The organism is Actinopolymorpha cephalotaxi (genome assembly GCF_013408535.1).
GTDB lineage: Bacteria > Actinomycetota > Actinomycetes > Propionibacteriales > Actinopolymorphaceae > Actinopolymorpha > Actinopolymorpha cephalotaxi.
Genome location: NZ_JACBZA010000001.1, coordinates 2,258,304 through 2,285,110 on the forward strand (window position 1 = coordinate 2,258,304; position 26,807 = coordinate 2,285,110).

Consider the following 26,807-nt stretch of genomic DNA (forward strand, 5'->3'; position numbering starts at 1 on the left):
CCGGCCTCACCTCAGGTGCCGGTCGAAGAACCGGTTCCCGTCGTCGACCTCGAACCACGGGGTGCCGGTGTGTCCGCCCAGGTTGGCGTGCAGCGTCTTCTCCTTCGAGCCGAAGGTGTCGAACAGGTCCAGGGCCTGTTGCCGGTCGTTCCCCTCGTCGTCCCACTGCAGCAGGAACAGCAGCGGAACGGTGACCTGCCGAGCCTGCCCGCGTAGGGCACGGGGCACGAAACCTCCGGCGAAGAATCCGGCGGCCACGATGCGTGGCTCGACCACCGCGAGCCGGATGCCGATGGCGGTCATCCCCGAGTAGCCCACCGGGCCGCCGATCTCGGGCAGCGACAGAAGGGCGTCCACGGTGGCCCGCCATTCGGGGACGGCCCTTTCGACCAGCGGGACGACGAGGGCGTCGAGGATCTCCTCGATCGGCTCGCCGGCCTCCTTGGCCCGGCGGAGGTCGGCGCGGACCTGCTCCTCGCCGGCCGGACGAGGACGGTCACCGTGCCCGGGGGCGTCGATGGCGGCCACCGCGTAGCCGTACGCCGCCGCGGACCGCCGGGCCCGGGCCACCAGCCGTGACTCCCGCTTGTGCAGGCCGCCGTTGTGCCCGGCCAGGATCAGCGGGGTGGGGGCGTGGGGTGCCGCGGCACCGGGCGTCCACAGGATCCCGGGGACGTCGCCGAGGGTGAAGTCGCGTTCTAGGACGCCGTCGTCGAGGCGTCGTTCGGAAGTGAATCGCATGGCCGTGCCTTTCAGGAGTGCTCGAAACGGCGCTCCCGGACGACCTACCGCCCGACCGTGACCCCAGAGGGGAGCACCCATGTCGATGCGTTCACGGGTACCACCTCCTCGGTCTCTCGCACGGCCTCCTGAAAGCTAGCAGCGGCTGCCGTGGCCGGCCAACGGAGTTTTCCGGCGGGGGTTCGGTGGATTCCGGCGGCGCCACGGAAACCACCGCGCGGAGATCGTTTCGGCTCACGGGTGATCCTTGCCCGGCGGGTGCCGGGTTCACATATGCCCGCGATATGCCGTGGAGCCTAGGCTTCGGGTATGCGTGTGCTGGTCGTGGAGGACGAGCCCTACCTCGCCGAGGCCGTCCGTGACGGTCTGCGGCTGGAGGCGATCGCCGCCGACATCGCCGGCGACGGCGACGCCGCCCTGGAACTCCTCGGCACCAACGCCTACGACCTCGCCGTCCTCGACCGCGACATTCCCGGACCCTCCGGCGACGAGATCGCCCGGCGGATCGTCGCCTCCGGCAGCGGCATCCCGATCCTCATGCTCACCGCCGCCGACCGGATCGACGACAAGGCCTCCGGGTTCGAGCTCGGCGCCGACGACTACCTCACCAAACCGTTCGAGCTTCGAGAGCTCGTCCTGCGGCTGCGGGCGCTCGACCGCAGGCGTGGGCACGCCCGGCCCCCGGTACGCGAGATCGCCGGCCTTCGGCTGGACCCGTTCCGCCGGGAGGTCTTCCGCGACGGACGCTACGTCGCGCTCACCCGCAAACAGTTCGCCGTGCTCGAGGTCCTCGTCGGCGCCGAGGGTGGTGTCGTCAGCGCGGAGGAACTGCTGGAGCGGGCCTGGGACGAGAACGCCGACCCGTTCACCAACGCCGTTCGGATCACCGTCTCCGCCCTGCGGAAACGGCTCGGCGAACCTTGGCTGATAGCGACCGTGCCCGGCGTCGGCTACCGCATCGACGAAGGCCCCGGCGCCCCGGACGGAGGAGCCGACAGCGGTGACGGAGGAGCCGACGGTGGGTAGGCCCCCCGGCCTGAGCGTCCGGCTCAAACTCACCCTCAGCTACGCCGGCTTCCTCATGCTCGCCGGTGGCCTGCTGCTCGCCGTGGTGTGGGTCTTCCTGCTGCGCTACGTTCCGGACGGGCAGTTCTGGATACCGGGCCCGCACATCCCCAACCGCTCCGATCTCCAGCGCGCCTTCGCCCCGCGGGCGCTCCAGGCGATGGCGTTCCTGCTGATGTTCGGTCTGGCGGGCGGGTGGATTCTCGCCGGCCGCATGCTCGCGCCGCTGACCCGGATCACGAACGCCACCCGCAAGGCCGCGACCGGATCGCTGTCCCACCGGATCCAGATGGAGGGTGGCAGGGACGAGTTCCGCGAGCTCGCCGACGCCTTCGACGCCATGCTCGAGCAGCTCGAGGCACACGTCGAGGAGCAGAAGAGGTTCGCGGCCAACGCCTCCCACGAACTGCGCACCCCGCTGGCGATCACGCAGACGCTTCTCGAGGTGGCCCGCAACGACCCGCACCGCGACACCGGCGAACTCGTCCGGATCCTGCACGCCGTCAACACCCGGGCGATCGACCTCACCGAGGCACTGCTCCTGCTCAGCCGGGCGGACCAGCGCACCTTTGCCCGAGAAGAGGTCGACCTGTCCCTCCTGGCCGAGGAGGCGACCGAGACGCTCCTCCCGCTGGCGGAGAAGCACGGCGTCACGCTCGAGACCTCCGGCGACGTCACCCCAACCCTCGGCTCACCGGCACTCCTGCTGCAGATGACCACGAACCTCGTACACAACGCGATCGTGCACAACCTCCCCGCCGACGGCATCGTGACCGTGCACACCGAACGGCGCGACGACGCGAGCGTGCTGCGGGTCGAGAACACCGGCCGCAGGCTCGCCGCGGAGCTGGTACCGACCCTCACCGAACCCTTCCAGCGCGGAACCGAACGCGCCCGCACCGACGACCATGCCGGCGTCGGTCTCGGGCTGGCCATCGTGCGCAGCATCGTCCGCGCCCACGAGGGGACGCTCGACCTCGCGGCCCGCCCCGCCGGTGGCCTCCTGGTGACGGTCCGGCTTCCCCGCGCGCCGCGGGCGCCGTCTCCGAGCGGAGCCGGGTGAGCGTACGTTCACCTCGCCGTCGTCGCTGTGAGAACCCTGTGGGCCTGATCCGTCACGCGTGGGAGCGCGCCTGCATGGCGTACAGCTCGGCGTACAGCCCGGCCCGCTCCATCAGGTCCGCGTGCGTGCCCGCCTCGGCGATCCGGCCCCGGTCGACCACCAGGATGAGGTCGGCCGACCGGACCGTCGAGAACCGGTGCGACACCAGTACGGTCACCGCCCCGGCCGCCCGACCGGCTCGCGCGGTCGCGGCGTAGCGCTCGAACAACGCGTGCTCGGTCGGGGCGTCCAGGCTCGCCGTCGGCTCGTCGAAGCAGACCAGCAACGGGTCCGGCCGCATCAGCGCCCGGCCGAGCGCGAGCTGCTGCCACTGCCCGGTGGACAGGTCCACGCCACCCGGCCAGGTCGCGCCGAGCTGGGTCGCCGAACCCTCCGGCAACACGCCGAACAGGTCGGTGGAGGTCGCCCGGGCGAGCGCAGACCGCACGGCCGCACCGTCGTCGCGGCGGGGCAGGTCGCCCAGCCCGACGGCGTACTGCGCGGCGAACTCCGGCCGGGCGAAGTCCTGGAACGCACCCGACACCCGTCGCCGCCAGCTGTCCGGTGACACCTCGGCGAGGTCGGTGCCGGCCACCAGCACCCGGCCCTCGGTGGGCTCGTACAGCCTGGTCAGCAGTTTCACCAAGGTCGACTTGCCGGCGCCGTTCTCGCCGACGACCGCGACTACCGTGCCGGGCCGGATCCGCACCGACACCTCGCGCAGCACCCACGTGCCAGTACCAGTACCAGTACCGGTGCCGGGGTAGCGGAAGGACACCTCCGACAACTCGATGCCCTCGCCCAGGCTGTCCGGCGCCGGCCGGTCGCCGAGGCCGGCGGTGGCGGCGGCCGCGTGGGTGCGCAGCCACCGCAGCCTGCCCGCGGCACGGAGCACCCGGCCCATGCCGGCCAGCCCGTACGCCGGTCCGAGGACCTGGTTCTGCACCTGCTGGCAGACCACCACCGCGGTGACCACGTCACCGGCGCCCGCCAGCCCGCGAGCGGCCCGCCACAGGACGAAGCCCACCGCGAGCCCGAAGCCCACCGCGAAGACGAGGGAGCGTACGGCGGAGATGGCGAACGCCACCACCTGCGCCCGGTGCAGCGGCAGTCGTGCCGCGGTCCACGCCCGGTCCAGCCGTTCCAGCAACTCCGGCCCCAGCCCGAGGACCCGGAGTTCGGGTGCGGCCCGGGGATCGAGCATCAGGCCGCGCAGGTGGCGGGCCAGCCGGGCCGGCGCGGCGGAGGCCTCCTCGGCGCGCGCGTGCCCGCGCTGCTGCAGCGCCGCGAGCGGCAGCGCCGGCAGGGCGAACACCACCAGCAGCAGGACCAGCGGGTGCACCAGCACCAGGACGACCGCGGTGCCGAGCGCGCCGACGACGGCGTTGGCGGTGGAGACCACGTGGTTGAGCGACTGGCCGAGCGCGCCCTGGCTCTGGCGCAGCAACTCCAGCCGGTCGCGGTAGCCGGTGTGTTCCTGGTGGGCGAGGCCTGGGAGCCCGCCGGCCAGCCGGGCGATCTCCTCGTCGAACGCGAACCCCACCCGCTCGGCGAGGCCGGTGCGGATCGCGGTGCCGACGTACGCCGCGACGTAGCGCAGGGCGACCGTGGCCAGCAGGCCCACGGCGGCGGTTGTCAACCTGGCCTTGTCATCGGTGAGCAGCCCGTCGACCAGCAGCCCGAGGAACCATCCGAACAACGGGAACATCAGGCTGCCCAGGGGTTCCAGCAGGCTGCCGAGGGAACGCCACGGGTCGGTACGGACGGCGGTGCGCACCAGCAGTGCGAGGTTTGCCCAGTGCTCACGCATCGGCGCCTCCCGTCGGTGCGCCGGGCTGATCGGCATGGTCGGCATGGTCGGCTGGGTCGGTGTGGTCGGCGAACCGCTCGGCCTGGAGGCGGAACATCCGCGCGTACCTGCCCCCCGCGGCCAGCAACGTGTCGGGGTCGCCGTCCTCGGCCACCTTGCCGTCGGACAGGACGACGATCCGGTCCACGTGCCGGACGCTGGCCAGCCGATGGGTGACCAGAATCGTCGTGGTGTCCCGGGTGAGGGCCAGGAAGCGGTCGAAGAGCTCGGTCTCCGCACGGACGTCGAGGTTGGCGGTCGGTTCGTCCAGGATCAGCAGGCCGGCCCCGCCGCGCACCGCGACGAGCGCGCGGGCCAGCGCGACCTTCTGCCACTGCCCGCCGGACAGGTCGACACCGCCGTCGTAGCCGCGCGCCAGGATGGTGTCCCATCCCGCCGGCAGGTCGGTGAGGAGGCTCGTCCCGCCCGCGTCGCGGAGCGCCTCGCCGAGCGCCCGTTCGTCGTGCAGCAGCGGGAGACTGCCCAGGCCCACGTTGTCCCGCAGCGACAGCTCGTACCGCAGGAAGTCCTGGAAGACCACCGCCACCCGGCCCGGCGCGCCGTGGGTAGGCCCGTCGGTCCGGGATGCCCGCGGGTCGGCGCCGTCCAGCCGAACGCTGCCGCCGCTGGGTGGATACAGCCCGCAGACCAGCTTCGTCAACGTCGTCTTGCCCGCGCCGTTCGCGCCCACGACGGCCACCGACTGGCCGGGCGGGATCCGCAGGTCGAGGCGCCGCACCACCGGCGCGGGACGGCCGGGATAGCGGAAGGACACGTCGGTCAGGCGTACCTCCACCGGCGCCGGTCCGGACGCCGGCCCGCGCGGAACCACCGTCACCGCCGGGCGTGCGGCGGGCGGCGGGCCGCAAGAGGGTGCTGCGGGCGGGGGGCCCAGGCGTTCGGACAGGTCGAGGGCCTGCCGGGCCAGCGCCGTCGCCCGGGCGACCCGCCACTGCGGCGGGCCGAGGAAGCCGAGCTCGCCGACCCCGATCACCGACAACCCGTAGACGGTGAGCGCCCCGGCGCCGAGCTCACCCCGGCCGGTGCGCTGCACCAGTGCCGCGAGCACCACGCCGTGGCAGGCCAGCAGCGCGGCGGTGCCGGCGACGAGTGACCACGCGTTGGTACGCCGGGCCCGCCAGACCACCTCCATCGCCGCCCGCCAGGTGCGGGTGTACTCCTCGCCGAGCCAGCCGGCCAGGCCGAACACGCGGATCTCCTTCGCTGCCGGGGCGTCGACCAGCAGGCCGCGCAGGTAGTCGGCCCGCCGCAGCGCTCCGCCGCTGTCCTCGCGTACGGCGGTGAACCCGCGGCGCATCCAGCGATGGGACGCCACGTTGGTGACAGACCAGCCGGCCACCAGCACCACCGGCGCCCACCAGGCGAAGGTGGCGAGGATTCCGGCCGCGCACAGCCCCGCCGTGCGCATGGTGAGCAGCATCCGCACCGACCAGGCGGTCTGCAGGTGCAGGTCGGAACGCTCGAACTCCTCGACCGCGGCGAGGTCGGCGGTCACCGTGGGGTCGGCCAGCCGGGTCAGGTCGCCGGTGCCGAGCGCGGCTCGCCCGACGGTGGCGGCGAGGGCCTGGGTGAGCCTGGTGTTCATCAGCTCGCACAACAGCCGGGAACCGGCCAGGCCCACACCGCCGGCGAGGAAACCGAGCGACACCAGCGCCAGCCAGGTGAGCGCCTGCCGGCCTGCCGGGGACGCCGGGCCGTGGCCGACCGCGCCGGGGACGGAGCCGACGAACGCGCCGCTCGCCACCGCCGTGGCGTTCGGCGCCAGACCGAGGACGACGGTCAGCAGGGCCAGCCAGAGCGTGAGCCGGCGGTCCGCCCGCCAGAACAGGATGGCCAGCGCGCCCGCGTTCCGCAGCGGCGTTCGCACGCGCTCGAAGGCTCGCTCACGAACCCGTCCGAACTCAGGTCGACGTAATCGCGAAAGTGATCGTGCCAAGCCGAAACTCTCCGTTTCGCTCGCCCGGTGCCGCGGGCAGATGCCCTGCGGGCGGTTCGAATCCCGAACCGGGGTTGAAGAAATCGGGTGCCGGACACGGACTGGCCAGATGGTGCCAATTCCTTCGTGCGAGGTGCACCCGGTGATGTGCTGCGGACTGGACTCGGCAAGCCCGGCGGAGTTCCGTAAGCCCGGTAAGCCTGGCAGGCCGATCAGGTCCGGCCCGTTCGTTCACGACGGCATCGCGCAGGAAAGCCGCAGACTGGAGCCGCCGATGTGCAGCATGGCAGACAAACCGAAGCCGGACCAGCCCTTCGCGGCCGTGACGTGTCCGGGTCCGGCGTCGTGAGCGGCCCGCTCGACGGAGTGCTGGTCGTCGACCTGTCCCGGGCACTGGCCGGTCCGCACGCGGCGATGATGCTGGGCGACCTCGGTGCGCGGGTCGTCAAGGTCGAGCACCCCGACGGCGGCGACGACTCACGCGGGTGGGGGCCGCCGTTCGTGGGTCCGCCCGGCGCGGCCGAGGCGACGTACTTCCTGTCCTGCAACCGCAACAAGGAGTCCGTCGTCCTCGATCTGAAGTCCGAGGAAGGCCGGCGCGACCTGGGCCGGCTGCTCGCCCGCGCCGACGTCCTGGTGGAGAACTTCCGTCCCGGCGTGCTGGACCGGCTCGGCTTCTCCGTCGAGGAGGTCACCGCCGCCAACCCGCGGCTGGTGGTGCTGTCCATCACCGGGTTCGGCCACGACGGTCCCGAGGGTCAGCGCGCGGGCTATGACCAGATCGCGCAGGGCGAGGCCGGTCTGATGTCGGTGACCGGCACCGGCCCGGGCGAGCCGGTGCGGGTCGGCGTACCGATCGCGGACCTGCTGGCCGGGATGTACGGCGCGTACGGCGTCGTCGCCGCCCTGCACGAACGCCACACGACCGGACGCGGCCGCGTCGTGCGCACCTCGCTGCTGGCCGCGGTGGTCGGCGTGCACGCCTACCAGGGAACGCGCTACACCGTCGCCGGCGAGGTGCCGCGCGCGCAGGGCAACCACCATCCCTCGATCTGCCCGTACGGCCTCTTCCACTGCGCCGACGGGCTCGTGCAGATCTCGGTCGGCAGCGAGCATCTGTGGCGGCGGTTCGCGTCGGGGTTCGGCCTGCCGGTGGACGCGCCCGGGTTCGCCACCAACGCCGACCGCGTGGGTGCGATGGACCGGGTGGTCGCCGCGGTGGAGGCGGCGTTCGCGTCCTGGCCGATGGCCCGGTTGCTGCCGCGGCTGGCCGAGGTCGGCGTACCGGCCGGTGAGGTGAAGACGCTCGACCAGGTGTACCAGTGGGAGCAGACCCGGTCCCAGGGGCTGGTGATCGAGGTCGACCACGCCACGCTGGGGCCGATCAACCTGCCGGGCCCGCCGATCCGGCTGGACGACGACCCGCGGGCTGGCGGGCGGCACACCCATCTGGCGCCGCCGACGCTCGGGCAGCACACCGCCGACGTCCTCGCCTGGCTGGACGAACTCGACCGCGATCCTGATCAGACCTAGGGCAGGTCCTGGGCGCCGGACACGCCGTCGATGCGGAGGTCGGCACGTCGCCGGGTGTCCTCCGCGGCGAAGTGGTCCCGCTCGGCCTTCGCCCACGCGTCCCAGTACGGCTCGAACGCCCCGCCGTCGCGGGCGGCGGCCCGGGTGCGACGAACGTCCTCGGGCGCCTCCACCCACAGCTTCGAGGTGGCCAGGCCCTCCACCACCCGGCTCGCCGAGCCGACCCCCTCGACCACGAGCGCGGGGCGGAGCGGGACCTCGTGCCATTCGGCGTACTCACCGCGCGGCCAGTCGTAGCGGCGGTATCGTCCCGGCCGTCCGGCGCGCAGCGGTTCCAGCAGCCACGTACGCAACCGGCCGGCCACCGTGGGCAGGCCGTCCCATCCCTCGTACAGGTCGTCCATGTGCACGGTCGGCACGTCGCCCAGCGCCGCCGCCAGCCGGGCGGCCAGGGTCGTCTTGCCCGAACACGCCGGGCCGTCGACACACACCAGCCGCACCGGCCCCAGCCGTGGCGGCGCGGCGAGCACCTGCGCGGCGAGGGCGTGCAGCCGCGGTGGCGCGGGTCGCAGCGGGGGAGAGGAGGGCGGCACGCGAGCAGCGTAGGGCTTTCGGGAATGCCCGCTTCGTACGGCCACAGCCGTTAGGGTCGCGCCATGCCGAGTCGCCGACGCGTACGCCTGGCCGCCCTCGTGTCCAGCGTTCTCACGCTGGCGACGGCCCTCGGAAGTTGTGCCGGTCCCGCCGACGGCGACCGGACCGCCGAGGCCAGGGTGGGCACACCGACCCCGGGCGCGACCCCGGCGTCGCCGGCCACGTCCGGTCCGCCGGTTGCCCGGCACGCGAGTGCGCCTCCCGCAGAGGTCCGGCTCGCTGGCGGCCGCACGTACGTCCTGCCCACGCCGGCGCGAGTTCGCCCGGGCGCCCGTCGCCCGCTGCTGCTCGTCCTGCACTCCTTCGGCGGCACCTGGAGGCGGATGGAGCACATCGGGCAGTTCCAGCGGCGCGCCGCCCGGCGCGGCTACGTGGTGGCGTACGGCATCGGCGCCCAGCGCTCCTGGGACGCCGACGGCTGCTGCGGGTGGAGCAACGCCCACCACGCGAAGGACGTGGAGTACCTCGCCGACGTGGTGACCGACGTCCGCCGCCGGGTGCCGGGGATCGACCCCCGTCGCGTCTACCTCACGGGGTTCTCCAACGGCGCGATGATGACGCTGCGCGCCCTGTGCGAGCGGCCGCACCTGTTCGCCGCTGGGGTCGGTGTGGCCGGTGCGCTGGTCGGCAGGTGCAGGGGTGGCGCGCCCATCCACTACCTGGAGATCCACGGCACCTCCGACGCGGTAGTCCCGTACGCCGGCGGCCGGATCGACTGGCTGCACGCGACCTTTCCGCCCGTTTCGGACCTTCCCGGCACGATCGCGTCCCGGGCGCCCGGCTCGGTGGTCGCGATCCGTACCCACCCCTGCGGCCACGTGTGGCCGGTGGGCGGGCGGTGCCGGCTGGACGCCGCCACCATCGGGTGGGAGTTCCTCCGGCGGTACGCCCTGCCGTCGCCCGCTCACCACGTGTCCGGGATGGCCCGAGGCGGCTAGGGTCTGGGGTGGCCGATCGGGGGATGCCGCGGCGACGAGGCCGGGACCAGGCGGTGGGCGGCTCGCCCGCGAGCCTGGTAAGGTTGCCGATGGCCGACCCGGTAGGTGGGACTCTCACCGGTCCGGGTCACAAGCGGAGGTCCATCTCCCACCCGCATCGATCGTCAGGTCGTCGGGTTCCGGCCGGTCGCCGAAGGCACCGATCTCCGGATCGTCCTCGGCGTCCAGCGTGACGTATCCGCATCGCGCGGGTGAGGTCGCGTACCGGATTCGATGGCTTCCGCGAGTGGTAGACGCGGGAGCCTTTTTCGCGTCCGCGGCCACCGTGGAGGCCCCGCATCCGGCGGTGCCCGACGAAGAAGTCGCACCACACCACAGGAGGGTCCCATCGCCACAGAGCTTCGCATCAACGAGCGGATCAGGGTTCCCGAGGTCCGGCTCGTAGGGCCGAACGGCGAGCAGGTCGGCATCGTGCGCATCGAGGATGCGCTGCGGCTGGCTCAGGAAGCCGACCTCGATTTGGTCGAGGTCGCCCCGACAGCCCGGCCGCCGGTCTGCAAGCTGATGGATTTTGGGAAGTTCAAGTACGAGACCGCCCAGAAGGCCCGCGAGTCGCGACGCAACCAGGCCCAGACGGTCATCAAGGAAATGAAGCTCCGGCCGAAGATCGACCCGCACGACTACGACACCAAGAAGGGTCACGTCGTCCGGTTCCTCCGGCAGGGAGACAAGGTCAAGATCACCATCATGTTCCGTGGGCGCGAGCAGTCGCGTCCGGAGCTGGGCTTCCGGCTGCTGCAGCGGCTCGCCGACGACATCGCGGACCTCGGGTTCGTGGAGTCCTCGCCGCGCCAGGACGGCCGCAACATGATCATGGTCGTGACTCCCCACAAGCGAAAGTCCGAGGCGCGCGCCGACGTCGAGGCCGACAAGGCCAAGCGTGCCGCCGAGCGGGAGGCCGATCGGGAAGCCGAGCGGGCCGACCGCATCCAGCCCGCCGCGGCCGCCGGCCAGGCTCCCGGCAGCGAGGGCTGACACGGACAGTTCGGGCGCTCCGGACGGGCAACCGTCCGGGCGGTCGGTCTGACGTGACCGACGCGCGGCACCGCATGACAGACTGCGGCGCCGCGCGTGTCAACACCGGTGCTGACCCGTCGCGGGGCAGCACCAAGACAGCTGTCAGGTGTGCACCTGGTGCCCCTGCACCGTCGAACCAAGGGACGACTATGCCGAAGATGAAGACCCACAGCGGGGCCAAGAAGCGCTTCCGCGTCACCGGGTCCGGGAAGCTGATCCACAAGAAGGCGAACCGCGGTCACATCATGGAGAAGAAGAACTCCAAGCGTGCCCGTCGCCTGGCCGCCCCGAGCGAGATCGCCCCGGCCGACACCAAGAAGGTCAAGCGGCTGCTCGGGCTCTGAGCCGGCCGTCCGAGTCATATCGGAGTCCGGCTCACCCGGTCCCACCGCACCACCACGGTCCGTACGCGGACCCGTCCCAGGTCCCGATGTTTTTCCCCGCCCGGTCGTTCCGGAGCGGGCAGTCTGAGCAAGGAGTTCGCCAGTGGCACGCGTGAAGCGGGCGGTCAACGCCCACAAGAAGCGTCGCGAGGTCCTCGAGAAGGCCAAGGGGTACCGCGGCCAGCGATCGCGCCTCTACCGCAAGGCGAAGGAGCAGGTCACCCACTCGCTGGTCTACTCCTACCGCGACCGCCGCGCCCGCAAGGGTGACTTCCGCCGGCTGTGGATCACCCGGATCAACGCCGCGGCCCGCCAGAACGGCATCACCTACAACCGCCTGATCCAGGGCCTGAAGGCCGCCGGTGTCGAGGTCGACCGCAAGGTCCTCGCCGACCTGGCCGTCAACGACGCCCCCGCGTTCGCGACGCTGGTCGAGGTCGCCCGCAAGGCACTGCCGGCCGAGACCGAGGCCGCGGCCTGACGACGGCGAGGCAGTCGTCCACCGACCGCCGAACCGATCCTGTCACCACAGCCCACCCCACACCGAACGTGTCGCTTTCCACCCGCCTGACGGGCCCCGAGCTCACCGACACCCGCTCCAGCCGGGTGACGGCGGCTCGGCGCCTGGTCAAGCGTGCCTTCCGGGCACGCGGTCGCCAGTTCCTGGCGGAGGGACCGCAGGCGGTGACGGAGGCGCTGGCGCTGCCCGGTGTGGTCCAGGAGCTGTTCGCCACCTCACCGGCGGCCGAACGCAACCCCGACGTGGTGGCGGCCGCCGTCGCCCGCGAGGTGCCGATCCGGCTGGTGTCCGGTGAGGTGTTCGACTCGCTTGCGCAGACGGTCACCCCGCAGGGTGTGCTCGCGGTCTGCCGGTTCGTCGACGTGCCGTACGCCGAGGTGCTGGCGGCCCGGCCCCGGCTGGTCGCGATGCTGGCGCAGGTCCGTGACCCTGGCAACGCCGGCACGGTCCTGCGCTGCGCGGACGCCGCGGGCGCGGACGCGGTGGTCCTGTCCGACGCGTCGGTGGACGTCTACAACCCCAAGTGCGTCCGCGCCTCCGCGGGCAGCCTGTTCCACCTGCCGGTCGCCGTGGGCGTGCCCGCGCCGGGCGGGGTGGACGGACTCCGCGAGGCCGGTGTCACGGTGCTGGCCGCCGACGGCGCCGGCGACATCGATCTCACCGAGGCGGGCGAGCGCGGGCTGTTGTCCGGGCCGACCGCCTGGATCTTCGGCAACGAGGCGTGGGGGCTGCCCACGGCCACCCGGGCGCTGGCCGACGCGGTGGTGCGGGTGCCGGTCTACGGCCGGGCCGAGAGCCTCAACCTCGCCACCGCCGCCGCCGTCTGCCTGTACGCGTCCGCCCAGGCGCAGCGGGCACCGGGCGGCTGCCGGTCCGGCGGGGGCAGCGACACCCAGGCCACTCCCTAGACTTTCCGGGCGTACGGCCTGGTTGCCGGTCGTACCCCACTTCGGCGTACGACTGGATGAGGGGAACTCCGCGGAAGATGTCGGGCCCGAACACCAACTACGACCCGGTCGAGGTCACGCCGCTGCACGCCGACGAGGTGGAGCGGATGCGAGCCGAGGCGGTGGCCGCGATCGAGGCCGCCGCCGACCTGGACGCCCTGCGCGCCGCTCGGCTCGCGCACGCCGGCGATCGCAGCCCGCTCGCCCTGGCCAACCGGGAGATCGGCGCCCTGCCGCCGCAGGCCCGTAAGGACGCCGGCATGCGGGTCGGCACCGCCCGGCGCGCTGTCAACGAGGCGTTGTCAGGCCGGCAGGCCGAGCTCGAGGAGGAGCGCGAGGCGCGCATCCTGGTCGAGGAGGCCGTCGACGTCACCGTTCCCTGGGACGTCGAGCCGCGCGGCGCCCGGCACCCACTGACCACCACCCAGGAGTTCGTCGCCGACGTGTTCGTGGCGATGGGCTGGGAGGTCGTCGAGGGACCCGAGCTCGAGGCGGAGTGGCTCAACTTCGACGCTCTGAACATCCCGCCGGACCACCCGGCGCGGACCACGATGGACACGTTCTTCGTCGACCCGCCCGAGGGCGGACTGGTGTTGCGTACGCACACCTCGCCGGCGCAGGCCCGGACCATGCTCACCCGCAAGCCGCCGATCTACGTCGTGGCGCCGGGCCGGGTCTACCGCACCGACGAGCTGGACGCCACGCACACCCCGGTCTTCCACCAGGTCGAGGGCCTGGTCGTCGACGAGGGCATCACGATGGCGCACCTGAAGGGCACGCTGGACCACTTCGCCGAGGCGATGTTCGGGCCGGGCCTTTCCACCCGGCTGCGCCCCTACTACTTCCCGTTCACCGAGCCGAGTGCCGAGCTCGACCTGCAGTGCTTCGTGTGCCGGGGCGAGTCGGTCGGCAACCCCGACCGGCCCTGCCGCACATGCTCCAGCGAGGGCTGGATCGAGTGGGGCGGCTGCGGCATCGTCAACCCGCGGGTGCTCACCGCCTGCGGCGTGGACGCCGAGCGCTACTCCGGTTTCGCGTTCGGCATGGGCATCGAGCGGACGATGATGTTCCGCAACGGCATCGAGGACATGCGCGACATGGTGGAGGGTGACGTGCGGTTCACCCGTCCGTTCGGAGGGGAGATCTGATGCGGGTCCCGATGTCGTGGCTGCGCGAGCACGTCGACCTGCCCGCCGGCGTGACCGCCCGCGAGGTCGGCGACGCGCTGATCCGGGCGGGCCTTGAGGTCGAGGCCGTCGAGCCGGTCGGTGGCGATGTCAAGGGCCCGTTGACGGTGGGACGGGTGCTGGAGTTCGCCGAGGAGCCGCAGAAGAACGGCAAGACGATCCGCTGGTGCCAGGTCGACGTCGGCGGGGCCGAGCCGCGCGGCATCGTCTGCGGGGCGGGCAACTTCGCCGCCGGCGACCTGGTGGTGGTGGCGCTCCCGGGCACCACGCTGCCGGGCGACTTCACCATCACCGCACGGAAGACGTACGGCCACGTCTCCGACGGGATGATCTGCTCGGCCAGCGAGCTCGGGGTCGGCGACGACCACGACGGCATCATGGTGCTCGACCCGGCCGACGGCGCACCTGGTGACGACGCCGCGCCGATCCTGCACCTGCGCGACGACGTGCTCGACATCGCCGTCACCCCCGACCGCGGCTACACCATGTCGATCCGCGGCGTGGCCCGCGAGGCGGCGACCGCGTTCGGGGTGTCCTTCTCCGACCCGGTGCGCGCCGACCTGGACGTCCGCGCCACCGGCGACGGCTACCCGGTGCGCGTCGAGGACCCCGCCGGCTGCTCGGTGTTCGCCGCGGTGACCGTCCGCGGCTTCGACGCCGCGGCGCCCAGCCCACGTTGGCTGACCCGGCGGGTACAGCTCGCCGGCATGCGGCCGATCTCCGCGGCCGTCGACGTCACCAACTACGTCATGCTCGAACTCGGCCAGCCGATCCACGGCTACGACCGCTCCCGGCTGGCCGGGCCGATCGTGGTCCGCCGGGCCGAGCCGGGGGAGAAGCTGCAGACGCTGGACGGCGCGACCCGCGAGCTCGACCCCGAGGACCTCCTCATCACCGACGACTCCGGGCCGATCGGCCTGGCCGGGGTGATGGGCGGCGCGACCACCGAACTGTCCGGGGAGACCCGCGACGTGGTGATCGAGGCCGCGCACTTCGACGCGGTCGCGGTGGCGCGCACGTCCCGGCGGCACCGGCTGTCCAGCGAGGCCTCCAAGCGCTTCGAGCGGGGAGTCGCGCCGGGAATGCAGGCGTACGCCGCACAGCGGGTGGCCGAGCTGCTAGTCGCCGTCGGCGGCGGGCAGGTCGAACACGACGCGACCCTGCTGGGCGCGCCGCCCGCCCCGCCGCGGGTCACGCTCCCGGCCGACCACCCCGCCCGGGTCGCGGGCTACGACATCCCCGCCGACGTCACCGTGCGCAGGCTGCGCGAGGTGGGCTGCGAGGTCGAGGTGACGGCCGCCGACCAGCTCGTGGTGACCCCGCCGTCGTGGCGGCCGGACCTCACCGACCCGAACGACTTCGCCGAGGAGGTCGTCCGGCTCGAGGGGTACGACGCGGTGCCGAGCGTGCTCCCGGTCGCGCCACCCGGGCTGGGGCTGACCGCCGACCAGCGGCTGCGGCGCGCCATCGGCCGGCTGCTCGCCGGCGCGGGATACCTCGAGGTGCTCGCCTACCCGTTCACCGGGGAGGCCGACTTCGACCGGCTGCGGCTGCCCGCCGACGACGCGCGGCGCCGGGCGCTGGCGCTGGCCAACCCGCTGTCGGAGGAGGAGCCGCTGCTGCGCACGACGCTGCTCCCCGGCCTGCTGGCGATCGCCCGGCGCAACGTCGGCCGCGGCAGCACCGACCTGGCGCTGTTCGAGCTCGGTGCGGTGTTCCGCCCGCGCCCGGACACGCCCCCTGCTCCCCGGCTGCCGGTCGGCCACCGCCCGTCCGACGAACAGCTCGCCGCCCTGAACGCCGCGCTGCCCGACCAGCCCCGCCGGGTCGCGGTCGTGCTCACCGGCGACCGGGCACCGGCCGGCTGGTGGGGCCCGGCCCGCCCGGCCGGGTGGGCCGACGCGATCGAGGCCGCCCGTACGGTCGCCCTCGCCGCGGGGGTCGAACTGACCGTGCGCGCGGACGACCACGCACCCTGGCACCCCGGCCGCTGTGCCGCGCTGTACGCCGGCGACACGCTGGTCGGGCACGCGGGTGAGCTGCACCCGAAGGTCGCCGAGGCGTACGGCCTGCCGGCCCGGGCCGCCGCGATGGAGCTGGAGATCGACCGGCTGCCGGGGGAGCGGGCAACCGTCACCGCGCCGAGGATCTCCGCCTACCCGCCGGCCAAGGAGGACGTCGCCCTCGTGGTCGACGCCGCCGTACCGGTCGCCGAGGTCGCCGCCGCACTGCGCGAGGGCGCGGGACCGTTGCTGGAGTCGGTCCGGCTGTTCGACGTCTACACCGGAGAGCAGATCGCGGCGGGTACGAAGTCGCTGGCGTTCGCGCTGCGGTTCCGGGCGCCGGACCGCACCCTGACCGACGCGGAGGTGGGTGCCGCCAAGCAGGGCGCCGTCGACGAGGCCGCCCGGCGTACCGGAGCGGTGCAGCGCGGCGCCTGAGCAGGGACGGCCCGACCGACCGATCCACCCCGTACGTACGACGGAAGGGACCCCATGCCCGAGAACGCCGGGAACGCAGAGCACGCCGGGAACGCCGGATCGGATAGCCGGGTCGCCCTGGTCACCGGCGCGAGCCGGGGGATCGGGCGGGAGGTCGTGCTGGCGCTCGCCCGGGCGGGGCTCTCCGTGGGCCTGACCGCGCGGTCGGCGAAGCCGCTGGAGGAACTCCGCGAGGAGTGCCTCGCCGCCGGCGCCCCGGCCGTCGCGGTGGCCGCCGCCGACGTCACCCGGCCGGCCCACGTCACCGCCGCGGTCGAGCGCATCAGTTCCGAGCTCGGTCCGGTCGACCTGCTGGTGAACAACGCCGGCCGGATCGAGTCCGACGAGGTACCGGTGTGGGAGTCCGACCCGGACGAGTGGTGGTCGGTGGTGGAGACCGACCTGCACGGGCCGTACCTCTTCTGTCGTGCCGTACTCCCCGCCATGGTCGAGGCCGGGCACGGCCGGGTCGTCAACGTCACCACCGGCGCGGCGGTCCGCGACAGCGCGATCTACTCCGCGTACGGCGTCGCCAAGACCGGCCTGCTCCGGCTCACCGGCTCGATCGTGGCCGCCGGCGCGGACGCCGGCATCACCGCGTTCGACCTCGCGCCCGGCGTCGTGGTGACCGACATGACCCGCTCCATGGCGATGCACGACGACCGGACCGAGTGGACGTCGGTCGAGGACTTCACCGACCTGGTGGTGGCGGCGGCGAAGGGACGGCTGGACCCGCTGTCCGGCCGCTACCTCCGTGCGGGCACCGACAAACTCGACGACCTGCTCGCGGCGGCCGGCGACCTCGCCCGGAGCGACGCGCGCACGCTGCGGCTGCGGCCCTACGGCGACGACGACCCGTTGGCCTGAACGCCGCCCGACCGAAAATCGGCCGACCAAAACACCGCCCCGCCTGGGCTGATGAGGAATTTCTCATCGACCCGGGCGGCCGGACGTGGCCGACTTGTGATCGCCACTAATGACCGGTAGTCGATCAAGAGCGCCGGTAGCTTTCTGAGAAGCACCTCATCCATGGGAGACCAGCGGGGGAGTTCTCATGAAGGTCACCTCGATCGGGCATGCCGGTTTCTACGTCGAGACCGCTGCGGGCACAGTTCTGTGCGACCCGTGGGTCAATCCCGCGTACTTCGCGTCCTGGTTTCCGTTCCCCGACAACTCCGGGCTGGACTGGGCCGCGTTCCGCCACCCCGACTACCTCTACATCTCCCACCTTCACCGGGACCACTTCGACCCCGGCCACCTGCGGGAGGGTGTCTCCCACGACACGACGGTGCTGCTGCCGGACTACCGCACCCCCGACCTCGAGGACACCCTGCGCGGGATCGGCTTCACCCGGTTCGTGACGATCCCGAGCGGGCAGCCGGTCGAGCTCGACAGCGGCCTGCGGGTGATGATCGTGGCGCTCACCTCGCCCAGCGACGGGCCGATCGGCGACTCCGCGCTGGCGCTGGACGACGGGACCGCGCGCATCCTCAACCAGAACGACGCCAAGCCGGGCAACCTCGAACAGCTGCGGGCGTTCGGTCCGTACGACGTGCACTTCCTGCAGTTCTCCGGCGCCAACTGGTGGCCGATGGTCTACGACCTGTCCGACGCGGCGAAGGTCGCCTTCGGCACCAGCAAGCGCGCCAACGGGCTCGCCCGGGCCTACCGCTACGTCGATGAGGTGGACGCGAGGTACGTCGTGCCCTCCGCCGGCCCGGCGGCGTTCCTGGACGCCGAGCTGATGGCGTACAACGACCTCGACGACTCACCGGCCAACCCGTTCCCCGACCACTCCGCCTTCGTGGAGTACATGCACGAACAGGGGCGCGACAACGCGAAGCTGATGGTCCCGGGCAGCGTCATGACCATCGGCGACGGCAAGGTCGACGTCGTGCACCCGGGCGAGGACGCGTTCCGGCCCTACCACGAGAAGGCGAAGTACCTCCGCGCCTACGCCGAGCGCCGGCGAGCCCAGATCGAGGCGGAGAAGGCCTCCTGGCCGGCGACGGGGATCGACTTCCTGCCCGCGCTCAAGGAGTGGTTCGAGCCGCTGCTGGCGATGGCCGACCACATCTGCGCCGGAGTGGGCGCGATGCTGAAGCTGGAGATCGGTGACCACACCCAGCTCGTGGTCGACTTCGTCGAGCGGGAGGTACGCCCGTGGGCGGGCGAGCGCTGCCGGTACCGCTTCCGGTTCGCCCAGCCGATGGTCGAACGCCTGATCGCCGACCACGAGATCGACTGGGTGAACAGCCTGTTCCTCAGCATGCGGTTCAGCGCCGCCCGGGTCGGCCCGTACAACGAGTTCGTCTACACGTTCTTCAAGTGCCTCTCGCCCGAACGCATGGCCTACGCCGAGCAGTGGCACGCAACCCAGCAGGACGAGCTGGAGGAGATCCAGCTCGGCAGCTGGCTGGTCCAGCGCACCTGCCCGCACCGGCAGGCCGACCTCGGCTACTTCGGCGAGGTGGAGGGCGACACCCTGCGCTGCTCCATGCACGGGTACGAGTTCGACCTGACGTCGGGCAGGTGCCTGACCGCGAGCGACCGGCCGATCCGGGCCCGGCGGGCGGCGGAGGACGCCGAACCGCTGCACGACGAACGCCACGAGGTGCCGGAGGACTGACCGGCCCTACCCGCTCAGGATCCGCTCAGCCCGGCGGGCTACGGTCGCGCCATGGCGGCAGCGGACGACCTCGGTCAGGTGTGGCAGGACGTGCTGGGCACCCAGCCCCGGCTGTCCGACACCGCGCTGCTGGCGTGCGCCGCGGTCGCCCTGGTGACGGTCTGGGTCCGCCGGGTGTGGCGGGTGACCCGCCAGGTGGTCACCATCGTGCACGAGGGCGGGCACGCCCTGGTCGCCCTGCTGGTCGGCCGCCGGCTGGCGGGGATCCGGCTGCACTCCGACACCTCCGGGGTCACGGTGTCGCGGGGCCGCCCCACCGGCCTCGGGATGGTGGCCACCGCGGCCGCGGGATACGTCGCACCGTCGGTGCTCGGACTGACGTACGCCGCCATGCTGGCCGGCGGCCGGATCACCGCGCTGCTGTGGCTCAGCGTCGGGTTGCTGGCCGTGATGCTGGTGGCGATCCGCAACGCCTACGGCGTGGTGGCGGTGCTGGTCACCGGGCTCGGGCTGTTCGTGGTGTCGTGGTACGCCCCCGCGCGAGTGCAGGCCCTGGTGGCCGGCGCGTTCACGTGGTTCCTGTTGCTGGCGGCGTTTCGCCCGCTGGCCGAACTCCAGCGCAAACGTGCCACCGGCCGGGCTCGCGACTCCGACGTCGACCAGCTGTCCCGGCTCACCCGGGTGCCGGCTCCGGTGTGGGTCGCGATGTTCGCGCTGGTGGCGGCCGGCGCCCTGGTCCTCTCCGTCACCTGGCTGCTCCCGGTGGCCTCCGTACGCGGCTGGAGCCTCGGCGGCTGACCGGGCCGACGCCCGCACCCTTTCCCTCCACCGTCGGCTGACCGCGCGGTGGCGACCGTTGAGTGTGTGCACGTCCAGTTGTGGACGTACGACGGTGGGCAAACGGACGTAACTGTTGTCTGGGTGCATTCCGTCCCTTATGTTCGCCGGACCGGCCCCACCCACACCGCGAGGTTCGGTGAGTTCTTCGCGGTCACCGGGTGTGTGACCGGTGCGGTGCGCAGTCCGGACAGCACGAGTTTTCCGTAAAGGCACAGCCTGGGAGAGCGCTTACCCGACCTGTCGTGGTGGCGTTCCGAGGCCCGATTCTGGAGGTGTGCGATGACGCCATCCGACACCCCGCGTCCCAGTCGCAGAGACCTTCTGGTGTGGGGAGGCGGAGCGTTCGCCACCGCCTCGCTGTCCGGTTGTTCGTTCCTGTCCACGGATCCGAGCGGCAAGAAGGCCGCTGCCGGCGACGCGGCGCAGAAGGCGAAGGGCAAAGAGGCGCCCATGCTGGCGCAACTGGTCAAGGAGGGGAAGCTGCCCAAGGTCGGGCAGCGGTTGCCGAAGACGCCGCTGGTCGTTCAGCCGGCGGAGAAGGTGGGCATCTACGGCGGGACCTTCCGAGCCGTTCTGGTGAACGCCGCGGACACCTCCTGGCTCGGTCGCACGATGGGCTACGAGGCCCTGATGCGCTTCGACCCCACCGGCCGGAAGGTCATCCCGAACATCGCCGAGTCGGTCACCCCCAACGACAGCGGCGACGAGTTCACCATCAAGCTCCGCGAGGGCATGAAGTGGTCCGACGGCAAGCCGTTCACCGCCGACGACCTCGAGTTCGGCTTCAACGACTGGCTTCTCAACGCCGACCTCAGCCCGGTGGTGCCCGACTGGATCAGCAGCGTCGGCAAGCCGGCGAAGCTCACCAAGGTCAACGACGTGACGGTGAAGGTGACCTTCCCGCAGCCGAACGGCCTGTTCCTCTCCAAGCTGGCGTACAACACCTTCTTCGCGCCCAAGCACTACCTCCAGAAGTTCCACAAGAAGTACAACCCCGACGCGGACAAGCTCGCCAAGCAGGCGAAGCTGACCGCCTGGACGGACCTGTACGGCTCCAAGAACGACCACTGGGGAAACCCGGAACTGCCGACGCTGTGCGCGTGGGTCACCAAGAACCCTCTGGGCATCGGGAGCCGGGTGACGTTCGAGCGCAACCCGTACTACTTCAAGACCGACCCCGACGGCAGCCAGCTGCCCTACCTGGACCGGGCCAACTTCGACGTCACCTCCGACGTCCAGGTGATCCTGCTCAAGGCCTCCGCCGGCGAGCTGGACATGACGACCCGGCACATCAACACCCTGCCGAACAAGCCGGTCCTGGCCCGCGGGCGCGAGAAGGGGCAGTACCACTTCATCACGCTGGAGAACACCGTGATGAACGACATCGTGATCTCGCTGAACCTCAACCACAAGGACCCGGTACTCCGGAAGATCTTCCAGGACAAGAACTTCCGCATCGGGCTCTCCCACGCGATGGACCGACCGGAGATGATCAAGTCGGTGTTCCAGCGCCAGGGCGTGCCGTGGCAGGCGGCGCCGGACGAGCGGTCGGAGTTCTACGACGAGGAGTTCGCCAAGCAGTTCACCGAGTACGACGTGGCGAAGGCGAACTCCTTCCTGGACAAGGCCGGCCTGACGAAGAAGGACTCGGCGGGATTCCGGTTGCGCCCGGACGGCAAGCGGCTGACCTTCCAGGTCGAGGTGGCGAGCCCTTCCCTCACACCGTCCTGGGTCGACGGCACCACGCTGGTGGTGGAGTACTGGCAGAAGGTCGGCGTCGACGCCAAGCTGAAGAACGAGGACCGCACGCTCTTCTACGAGCGCAAGGATCCGACCGCCAACGAGCACGACGCCGGGGTCTGGATGGGTGACGGCGGCCTGCTGATCGAGAAGCTCGAACCCCGGTGGTACTTCCCGTTCAGCAGCGAGTCCATCTACGCCGAGCTGTGGCAGCAGTGGTTCAACACCTACGGCAAGCAGGGTGAGGAACCGCCGGCTGAGACGCGCAAACAGATGGAGCTGTACCGCAAGCTCGTCGACACCATCGACGAGCAGGAGCAGAAGGCGATCTACAAGCAGATTCTGCAGATCGCCAAGGAGCAGTTCTACTGCATCGGCTGCGTCCGGATTCCCAACACCTACGGCATCGTGAAGAACAACTTCCACAACGTGCCGGCCAAGATGCCGGAGGCGTCCATCATGGCGACGCCCGCCCTGAGCAATCCCGAGCAGTGGTACAAGTCCTGACCCTGACGACTGCCCACATCAGCGCGGTGCGAGGAGGTAGCCGGACGTGTTGACGTACATGGGGCGGCGGATCCTGTTGATGATCCCGACCGTCTTCGCCATCTCCGTGGTGGCGTTCATCATCATCCAACTGCCGCCCGGCGACTACCTGACGACCATCGTCTCCCAGCTGCAGTCACAGGGTGACCAGATCGACAAGGCGCAGTTGGCGGCGCTGTCGGCGAGGTACGGACTCGACCAGCCGGTCTACGTGCAGTACCTCAAGTGGATCGGCGGCATCCTGCACGGCGACTTCGGCATGTCGTTCGCCTGGAACAAGCCGGTGTCCGCGCTGCTGGGCGACACGCTGGGACTCACCATCGTGCTGGCGATCACCACCCTGCTGTTCACCTGGGCCGTGGCGTTCCCCATCGGCGTCTACTCCGCGGTCCGGCAGTACTCCGTGGGCGACTACGTTGCCACCACACTGGGCTTTCTCGGCCTGGCGGTCCCGAACTTCCTGATCGCGCTGGTGCTGATGTGGGTGGGACTGAACTACTTCGGGCTCAGCGTCGGCGGGCTGAACTCCCAGGACTACGTGGACTCGGCGTGGAACCTCGGGAAGGTGATCGACCTGCTCGCTCACCTGTGGGTTCCGGTGGTCGTCATCGGCACGGCCGGCACAGCCGGCCTGGTCCGGGTGCTGCGGGCGAACCTCCTGGACGAGCTGCACAAGCCCTACGTCGTCGCCGCCCGCGCGCGCGGAATGCCCGAACGCCGGCTGACGGTGAAGTATCCGCTGCGCGTCGCGCTGAACCCGTTCGTGTCCACCATCGGGTGGGTCCTTCCCGGGCTGGTGTCCGGTGAGGTGATCGTGGCGCAGGTCCTGTCGCTGCCGACGACCGGACCGCTTCTCCTGAACGCGCTGAAGAGCCAGGACATGTACCTCGCCGGGTCGGTCATCCTGATCGTGAGCGTGCTCACGGTGATCGGCACCCTGATCTCCGACATCGCCCTGGCCTGGCTGGACCCGCGGGTCCGGCTCAGCCACCGGTAGGCGGGAGCGACGATGACACAGCAGACCCTTCCCGCGGACGAGGGAACCGGACCGGTCGTCGAGCCGGACGCCCTGGCCGCCGAAGCGGGCGCGAAGGGCGACACCGCGATCGCCGTCGCACCGCAGTGGAAGCTGGTGTGGTGGGGCTTCAAGCGGCACAAGCTCGCCATGGCCGGACTCGTCGTGACGGTGGTGATCTACCTGCTCGCGATCTTCGCCGAGTTCCTCGCGCCGTACTCCAGCGGCCACTACAACCCCGACTACGCCTACGCACCACCGCAGCGGCTGCACTTCGTCGACGACGGCAAGTGGGGCATGTACGTCTACGGCTACAAGTCGAAGCAGGACCCCACCACGCTCGCGCTGACCTGGACCACCGACGAGACCAAGAAGGTGCCGGTGAGCCTGTTCGCCAAGGGCGAGTCGTACAAGCTGTTCGGGCTCATCCCCGGCGACCGGCACCTGATCGGGCCCAGCAACGGGGTGAAGGGCCCGCCGATGTACCTCATCGGCGCCGACCGCAACGGTCACGACCTGCTGTCCCGGATCATCCACGGGTCGCGGGTGTCGATGTCCATCGGCCTGGTCGGGGTGGCGTTCGCGTTCGTGCTCGGCGTGGTGCTCGGCGGGGTGTCCGGCTTCTTCGGCGGCATCGTGGACACGCTCATCCAGCGCGCGGTGGAGTTCTTCATGTCCGTCCCGACGCTGCCGCTGTGGCTCGGCCTGGCTGCCGCGGTGCCACCGGGCTGGGGTCCACTCAAGCGCTACTTCGCGGTCACGGTCATCCTGTCGATGATCGCCTGGACGCACCTGGCCCGGGTGGTCCGCAGCCGGTTCCTCTCCCTGCGGGAGGAGGACTTCGTGACGGCCGCGACGATCGACGGCGCCAGCCAGCCGCGGATCATCTTCCGGCACATGCTCCCGTCGTTCTCCAGCTACCTGATCGCCTCGCTCACGCTGTCGATCCCGGGCATGATCCTCGCCGAGACGTCCCTGTCCTTCCTCGGCCTCGGCCTGCAGGCGCCGGTGGTGAGCTGGGGCGTGCTCCTGCAGGAGGCGCAGAACATCCGCGCCGTGGCCACCGCACCCTGGCTGCTGCTGCCGGGCGCGACGGTCGTGGTCGCCGTCCTGTCCCTGAACTTCCTCGGTGACGGCCTGCGTGACGCGGCGGACCCGTACAAGCACTGACATCAGTGGTGGAGGCCCGAATGAACCAGTCCAGTCGCTCCGAGGTCGCCGAGGGCGGCCGCCGGCGTGGTCGCGCCCGTGGCCGTGGCCAGGCTGCCGCGACGGCCCCCGCGTCAGGTACGGCTGCCGACCCGTCGACGCTGCTGCGCATCACCGACCTGCACACGCACTTCACCAGCCGGGAGGGCGTCGTCCGCGCGGTCGACGGCGTGGACCTGACGGTGCCCAAGGGCCGTACGGTCTGTGTCGTCGGTGAGTCCGGTTGCGGAAAGTCGGTGACGGCGCGGTCCATCCTGCAGCTCGTCGACCGGCCCGGGGCGATCGCCGGCGGCCGGATCGACTGGCGGCCCAGCACGGACGCGGCGTGGACCGACCTCGCCAAGCTCGACCCGCGCGGTGAGGAGATCCGGCGGGTACGCGGCGCCGAGATCGGCATGGTGTTCCAGGAGCCGATGGCCTCGCTCTCGCCGATGTACACCGTGGGCGACCAGCTCGTCGAGGCGATTCTGCTGCACCTGCCGCTGTCCAAGGAGGAGGCGCACGAACGCGCGGTCGCGCAGCTGCGCCGGGTCGGCATCCCGCAGCCGGAACGCCGGATGGACGCCTATCCGTTCCAGCTGTCCGGCGGCATGTGCCAGCGCGTGATGATCGCGATCGCGTTGTCCTGCGACCCCGCGCTGCTGATCGCGGACGAGCCGACCACCGCGCTGGACGTCACCACCCAGGCGCGCATCCTCGACCTGCTGAAGGACCTACAGGACCAGACCGGGATGGCGATGGTCTTCATCACCCACGACCTGGGCGTGGTGGCCGAGATCGCCGACGAGGTGACCGTGATGTACCTCGGCAAGGTCGCCGAGCACGGCACCGTACGCGAGATCTTCGACGAGCCGAAGCACCCGTACACCCAGGCCCTGCTGCGTTCGATCCCCACCATGCGGGGCTCGGACCGACTGGAGCGGCAGCGACTGGCCGCGATCCGCGGGATGGTCCCGCACCCGCAGAACCGCCCGGCCGGCTGCCCCTTCCACACCCGGTGCGACCACGTGATCGCCGGCGTGTGCGACAAGCAGGACCCGCCGCTGGTGCGGTTCGGGAGCGAGCACCTGGCGCAGTGCCACCTCTACGACCAGCAGGGCGAGCTGACCGCCGCGGGCGCCGGCGCGCCGGCCGGACGTACGGCCAACGGCGACCGGGCGCCGGCGGAACCCGTGGCGCTGGAGACACCGAAGGTGCCGACCGGTGGCTCGGGAGTCGCTGGCGGCGCTGCCGGCGGACCGGTGCGGGTACGGGAGCGTCCCGACGGCAACGGATCCCGGCCGCGCACCGGATCGGACGCTCCGCTGGTCGAGGTCCGTGACCTGTCGATGCACTTCCCGATCAAGCGCGGGATGTTCGGGCGCACCACCGGTGCCGTTCGTGCGGTCGACTCGGTCGACTTCACCATCACGCCGGGAGAGACGCTCGGCCTGGTGGGTGAGTCCGGCTGCGGCAAGACGACCCTCGGCCGCTGCCTGGCCAGGGTGCTCCAGCCCAGCTCCGGCGAGATCCGGTACCGCCGGGCCGACGGCGAGACCGTCGACCTGGCCCGGATGCGCAACCGCGAGCTCGCGCCGTACCGCCGGGAGATCCGGGTCATCTTCCAGGACCCGTTCTCCTCGCTGAACCCGCGGATGACGCTGCTGCAGCTCGTGGGGGAGCCGCTCCGGACGAACAACCTCGCCCAGGGTTCGGAGCTGCAGGACCGGGTGGCGGACATGCTGCGCCGGTGCGGCCTGCGACCGGAGTACATGCGGCGCTACCCGCACGCGTTCTCCGGGGGAGAACGGCAGCGGATCAACATCGCCCGCGCCCTGATCACCGAGCCCCGGCTGGTGATCGCGGACGAGGCGGTCTCGGCGCTGGACGTGTCGGTCCGGGCGCAGATCCTCAACCTCCTGGGCGATCTTCAGGCGCAGTTCGACCTGACCTACCTGTTCATCTCCCACGACCTCTCGGTGGTGGAGCACCTGTGCGACCGGGTGACGGTGATGTACCTCGGCTCGATCGTGGAGACCGCCGACACCTCCTCGCTGTACACCCAACCGCACCACCCCTACACCGAGGCACTGCTGAACGCCGTGCCCCTGCCCGACCCGCACAACCGGCGGGCCCGGCACGAGCACGGGCTGCCCGACGATCTCCCGGACGCGGCGAACCCGCCCTCGGGGTGCCTGTTCCACACCCGCTGCCCGCACGTGCAGCTGGACCGCTGCGGCTCGGAGGTACCGGCGCTGCGGGAGGTCGGGGCACACCACCTCGCGGCCTGCCACTTCGCGGAGGAGCTCACGTTGAGCGGCGCCAGCCGGAAGTGACCCCGTGAGCAGGTGAGAGACGTCGGCGTCACCAGGACTCGGTTGCATGGCCATGCATGATCGGGCATACTCATGCAGAA

General features: G+C 71.5%; 21 protein-coding genes. 17 read left to right on the forward strand and 4 right to left on the reverse strand.

All coding sequences use genetic code 11. The features are described from left to right. Positions 1-6: 6 nt before the first annotated feature. The gene (locus FHR37_RS10045) at positions 7-741 is read right to left on the reverse strand and encodes a dienelactone hydrolase family protein (RefSeq protein ID WP_092883748.1); all 735 of its coding nucleotides are present in this window, start codon (positions 739-741) and stop codon (positions 7-9) included. Positions 742-1,050: 309 nt separating this feature from the next. On the opposite strand from FHR37_RS10045, the gene FHR37_RS10050 reads away from it, so the two are divergent. Together FHR37_RS10050 and FHR37_RS10055 are read left to right on the forward strand one after the other, a co-directional pair. Further along, entirely contained in the window at positions 1,051-1,767 is a 717-nt protein-coding gene (locus FHR37_RS10050) for a response regulator transcription factor (protein WP_092883749.1), read from the forward strand. Further along, positions 1,760-2,869, forward strand: coding sequence for a sensor histidine kinase (locus FHR37_RS10055; RefSeq protein ID WP_092883820.1), 1,110 nt, complete (start codon positions 1,760-1,762; stop codon positions 2,867-2,869). Before FHR37_RS10050 ends, FHR37_RS10055 begins: the two co-directional genes overlap by 8 nt. A gap of 52 nt (positions 2,870-2,921) precedes the next feature. Here the strand turns inward: FHR37_RS10055 and FHR37_RS10060 are convergent, their stop codons facing one another. Together FHR37_RS10060 and FHR37_RS10065 are read right to left on the reverse strand one after the other, a co-directional pair. Further along, positions 2,922-4,754, reverse strand: a complete 1,833-nt coding sequence (locus tag FHR37_RS10060) for an ATP-binding cassette domain-containing protein (protein ID WP_237768827.1) — start codon at positions 4,752-4,754, stop codon at positions 2,922-2,924. Continuing rightward, positions 4,711-6,645, reverse strand: coding sequence for an ABC transporter ATP-binding protein (locus FHR37_RS10065; RefSeq protein WP_237768828.1), 1,935 nt, complete (start codon positions 6,643-6,645; stop codon positions 4,711-4,713). Before FHR37_RS10065 ends, FHR37_RS10060 begins: the two co-directional genes overlap by 44 nt. A gap of 414 nt (positions 6,646-7,059) precedes the next feature. On the opposite strand from FHR37_RS10065, the gene FHR37_RS10070 reads away from it, so the two are divergent. Beyond that, positions 7,060-8,247 carry a CaiB/BaiF CoA transferase family protein gene (locus tag FHR37_RS10070; RefSeq protein WP_092883823.1) on the forward strand — a complete coding sequence of 396 codons (1,188 nt, stop codon included), beginning with the start codon at positions 7,060-7,062 and terminating at the stop codon, positions 8,245-8,247. Here FHR37_RS10070 and FHR37_RS10075 read toward each other — a convergent pair. Continuing rightward, positions 8,244-8,840 carry a nucleoside/nucleotide kinase family protein gene (locus tag FHR37_RS10075; RefSeq protein ID WP_237768829.1) on the reverse strand — a complete coding sequence of 199 codons (597 nt, stop codon included), beginning with the start codon at positions 8,838-8,840 and terminating at the stop codon, positions 8,244-8,246. The genes FHR37_RS10070 and FHR37_RS10075 overlap by 4 nt on opposite strands. Before the next feature lie 63 nt (positions 8,841-8,903). Here FHR37_RS10075 and FHR37_RS10080 point away from each other — a divergent pair, with 63 nt between their 5' ends. From FHR37_RS10080 to FHR37_RS10145, 14 genes are all read left to right on the forward strand, one after another. Continuing rightward, positions 8,904-9,839, forward strand: a complete 936-nt coding sequence (locus FHR37_RS10080) for an alpha/beta hydrolase family esterase (protein WP_092883750.1) — start codon at positions 8,904-8,906, stop codon at positions 9,837-9,839. Between the two features lie 405 nt (positions 9,840-10,244). Then, positions 10,245-10,874: a translation initiation factor IF-3 gene (infC, locus tag FHR37_RS10085; protein WP_269086083.1), complete on the forward strand. Its 630-nt coding sequence runs from the start codon at positions 10,245-10,247 to the stop codon at positions 10,872-10,874. Between the two features lie 191 nt (positions 10,875-11,065). Continuing rightward, positions 11,066-11,260, forward strand: a complete 195-nt coding sequence (gene rpmI / locus FHR37_RS10090) for a 50S ribosomal protein L35 (protein WP_092883752.1) — start codon at positions 11,066-11,068, stop codon at positions 11,258-11,260. Positions 11,261-11,402: 142 nt separating this feature from the next. After that, positions 11,403-11,780 (forward strand): 50S ribosomal protein L20, encoded by a 378-nt coding sequence (gene rplT / locus FHR37_RS10095; protein WP_092883753.1) that lies wholly within the window; start codon positions 11,403-11,405, stop codon positions 11,778-11,780. Positions 11,781-11,848: 68 nt separating this feature from the next. Next, positions 11,849-12,727: a TrmH family RNA methyltransferase gene (locus tag FHR37_RS10100; protein WP_237768830.1), complete on the forward strand. Its 879-nt coding sequence runs from the start codon at positions 11,849-11,851 to the stop codon at positions 12,725-12,727. Positions 12,728-12,804: 77 nt separating this feature from the next. After that, positions 12,805-13,914, forward strand: a complete 1,110-nt coding sequence (gene pheS / locus FHR37_RS10105) for a phenylalanine--tRNA ligase subunit alpha (RefSeq protein ID WP_092883754.1) — start codon at positions 12,805-12,807, stop codon at positions 13,912-13,914. Continuing rightward, on the forward strand, positions 13,914-16,394 hold the full coding sequence (gene pheT, locus FHR37_RS10110; RefSeq protein ID WP_092883755.1) for a phenylalanine--tRNA ligase subunit beta: 2,481 nt from the start codon (positions 13,914-13,916) through the stop codon (positions 16,392-16,394). Before pheS ends, pheT begins: the two co-directional genes overlap by 1 nt. A gap of 54 nt (positions 16,395-16,448) precedes the next feature. Continuing rightward, positions 16,449-17,300: an SDR family NAD(P)-dependent oxidoreductase gene (locus FHR37_RS10115; protein WP_092883756.1), complete on the forward strand. Its 852-nt coding sequence runs from the start codon at positions 16,449-16,451 to the stop codon at positions 17,298-17,300. A 187-nt stretch (positions 17,301-17,487) separates the two neighbouring features. After that, positions 17,488-19,062 carry a Rieske 2Fe-2S domain-containing protein gene (locus tag FHR37_RS10120; RefSeq protein ID WP_092883757.1) on the forward strand — a complete coding sequence of 525 codons (1,575 nt, stop codon included), beginning with the start codon at positions 17,488-17,490 and terminating at the stop codon, positions 19,060-19,062. A 51-nt stretch (positions 19,063-19,113) separates the two neighbouring features. Further along, positions 19,114-19,860 carry a M50 family metallopeptidase gene (locus FHR37_RS10125; RefSeq protein WP_092883758.1) on the forward strand — a complete coding sequence of 249 codons (747 nt, stop codon included), beginning with the start codon at positions 19,114-19,116 and terminating at the stop codon, positions 19,858-19,860. 321 nt (positions 19,861-20,181) lie between these two features. Further along, positions 20,182-22,149 carry an ABC transporter substrate-binding protein gene (locus FHR37_RS10130; RefSeq protein ID WP_092883759.1) on the forward strand — a complete coding sequence of 656 codons (1,968 nt, stop codon included), beginning with the start codon at positions 20,182-20,184 and terminating at the stop codon, positions 22,147-22,149. Between the two features lie 46 nt (positions 22,150-22,195). Next, positions 22,196-23,185, forward strand: coding sequence for an ABC transporter permease (locus FHR37_RS10135; RefSeq protein ID WP_092883760.1), 990 nt, complete (start codon positions 22,196-22,198; stop codon positions 23,183-23,185). Positions 23,186-23,197: 12 nt separating this feature from the next. Continuing rightward, positions 23,198-24,373, forward strand: a complete 1,176-nt coding sequence (locus tag FHR37_RS10140; protein ID WP_092883761.1) for an ABC transporter permease — start codon at positions 23,198-23,200, stop codon at positions 24,371-24,373. Positions 24,374-24,393: 20 nt separating this feature from the next. Next, on the forward strand, positions 24,394-26,727 hold the full coding sequence (locus FHR37_RS10145; protein ID WP_092883762.1) for an ABC transporter ATP-binding protein: 2,334 nt from the start codon (positions 24,394-24,396) through the stop codon (positions 26,725-26,727). The last annotated feature ends 80 nt before the right edge of the window (positions 26,728-26,807 follow it).

Excerpts from the sequence above, each read along its gene's own strand:
- FHR37_RS10045 (WP_092883748.1), bottom strand. The coding sequence starts at position 741 with ATGCGATTCACTTCCGAACGACGCCTCGACGACGGCGTCCTAGAACGC.
- FHR37_RS10050 (WP_092883749.1), top strand. The coding sequence starts at position 1,051 with ATGCGTGTGCTGGTCGTGGAGGACGAGCCCTACCTCGCCGAGGCCGTC.
- FHR37_RS10060 (WP_237768827.1), bottom strand. The coding sequence starts at position 4,754 with ATGCCGATCAGCCCGGCGCACCGACGGGAGGCGCCGATGCGTGAGCAC.
- FHR37_RS10080 (WP_092883750.1), top strand. The coding sequence starts at position 8,904 with ATGCCGAGTCGCCGACGCGTACGCCTGGCCGCCCTCGTGTCCAGCGTT.
- rpmI (WP_092883752.1), top strand. The coding sequence starts at position 11,066 with ATGCCGAAGATGAAGACCCACAGCGGGGCCAAGAAGCGCTTCCGCGTC.
- pheS (WP_092883754.1), top strand. The coding sequence starts at position 12,805 with ATGTCGGGCCCGAACACCAACTACGACCCGGTCGAGGTCACGCCGCTG.
- pheT (WP_092883755.1), top strand. The coding sequence starts at position 13,914 with ATGCGGGTCCCGATGTCGTGGCTGCGCGAGCACGTCGACCTGCCCGCC.
- FHR37_RS10115 (WP_092883756.1), top strand. The coding sequence starts at position 16,449 with ATGCCCGAGAACGCCGGGAACGCAGAGCACGCCGGGAACGCCGGATCG.
- FHR37_RS10120 (WP_092883757.1), top strand. The coding sequence starts at position 17,488 with ATGAAGGTCACCTCGATCGGGCATGCCGGTTTCTACGTCGAGACCGCT.
- FHR37_RS10125 (WP_092883758.1), top strand. The coding sequence starts at position 19,114 with ATGGCGGCAGCGGACGACCTCGGTCAGGTGTGGCAGGACGTGCTGGGC.
- FHR37_RS10130 (WP_092883759.1), top strand. The coding sequence starts at position 20,182 with ATGACGCCATCCGACACCCCGCGTCCCAGTCGCAGAGACCTTCTGGTG.
- FHR37_RS10140 (WP_092883761.1), top strand. The coding sequence starts at position 23,198 with ATGACACAGCAGACCCTTCCCGCGGACGAGGGAACCGGACCGGTCGTC.
- FHR37_RS10145 (WP_092883762.1), top strand. The coding sequence starts at position 24,394 with ATGAACCAGTCCAGTCGCTCCGAGGTCGCCGAGGGCGGCCGCCGGCGT.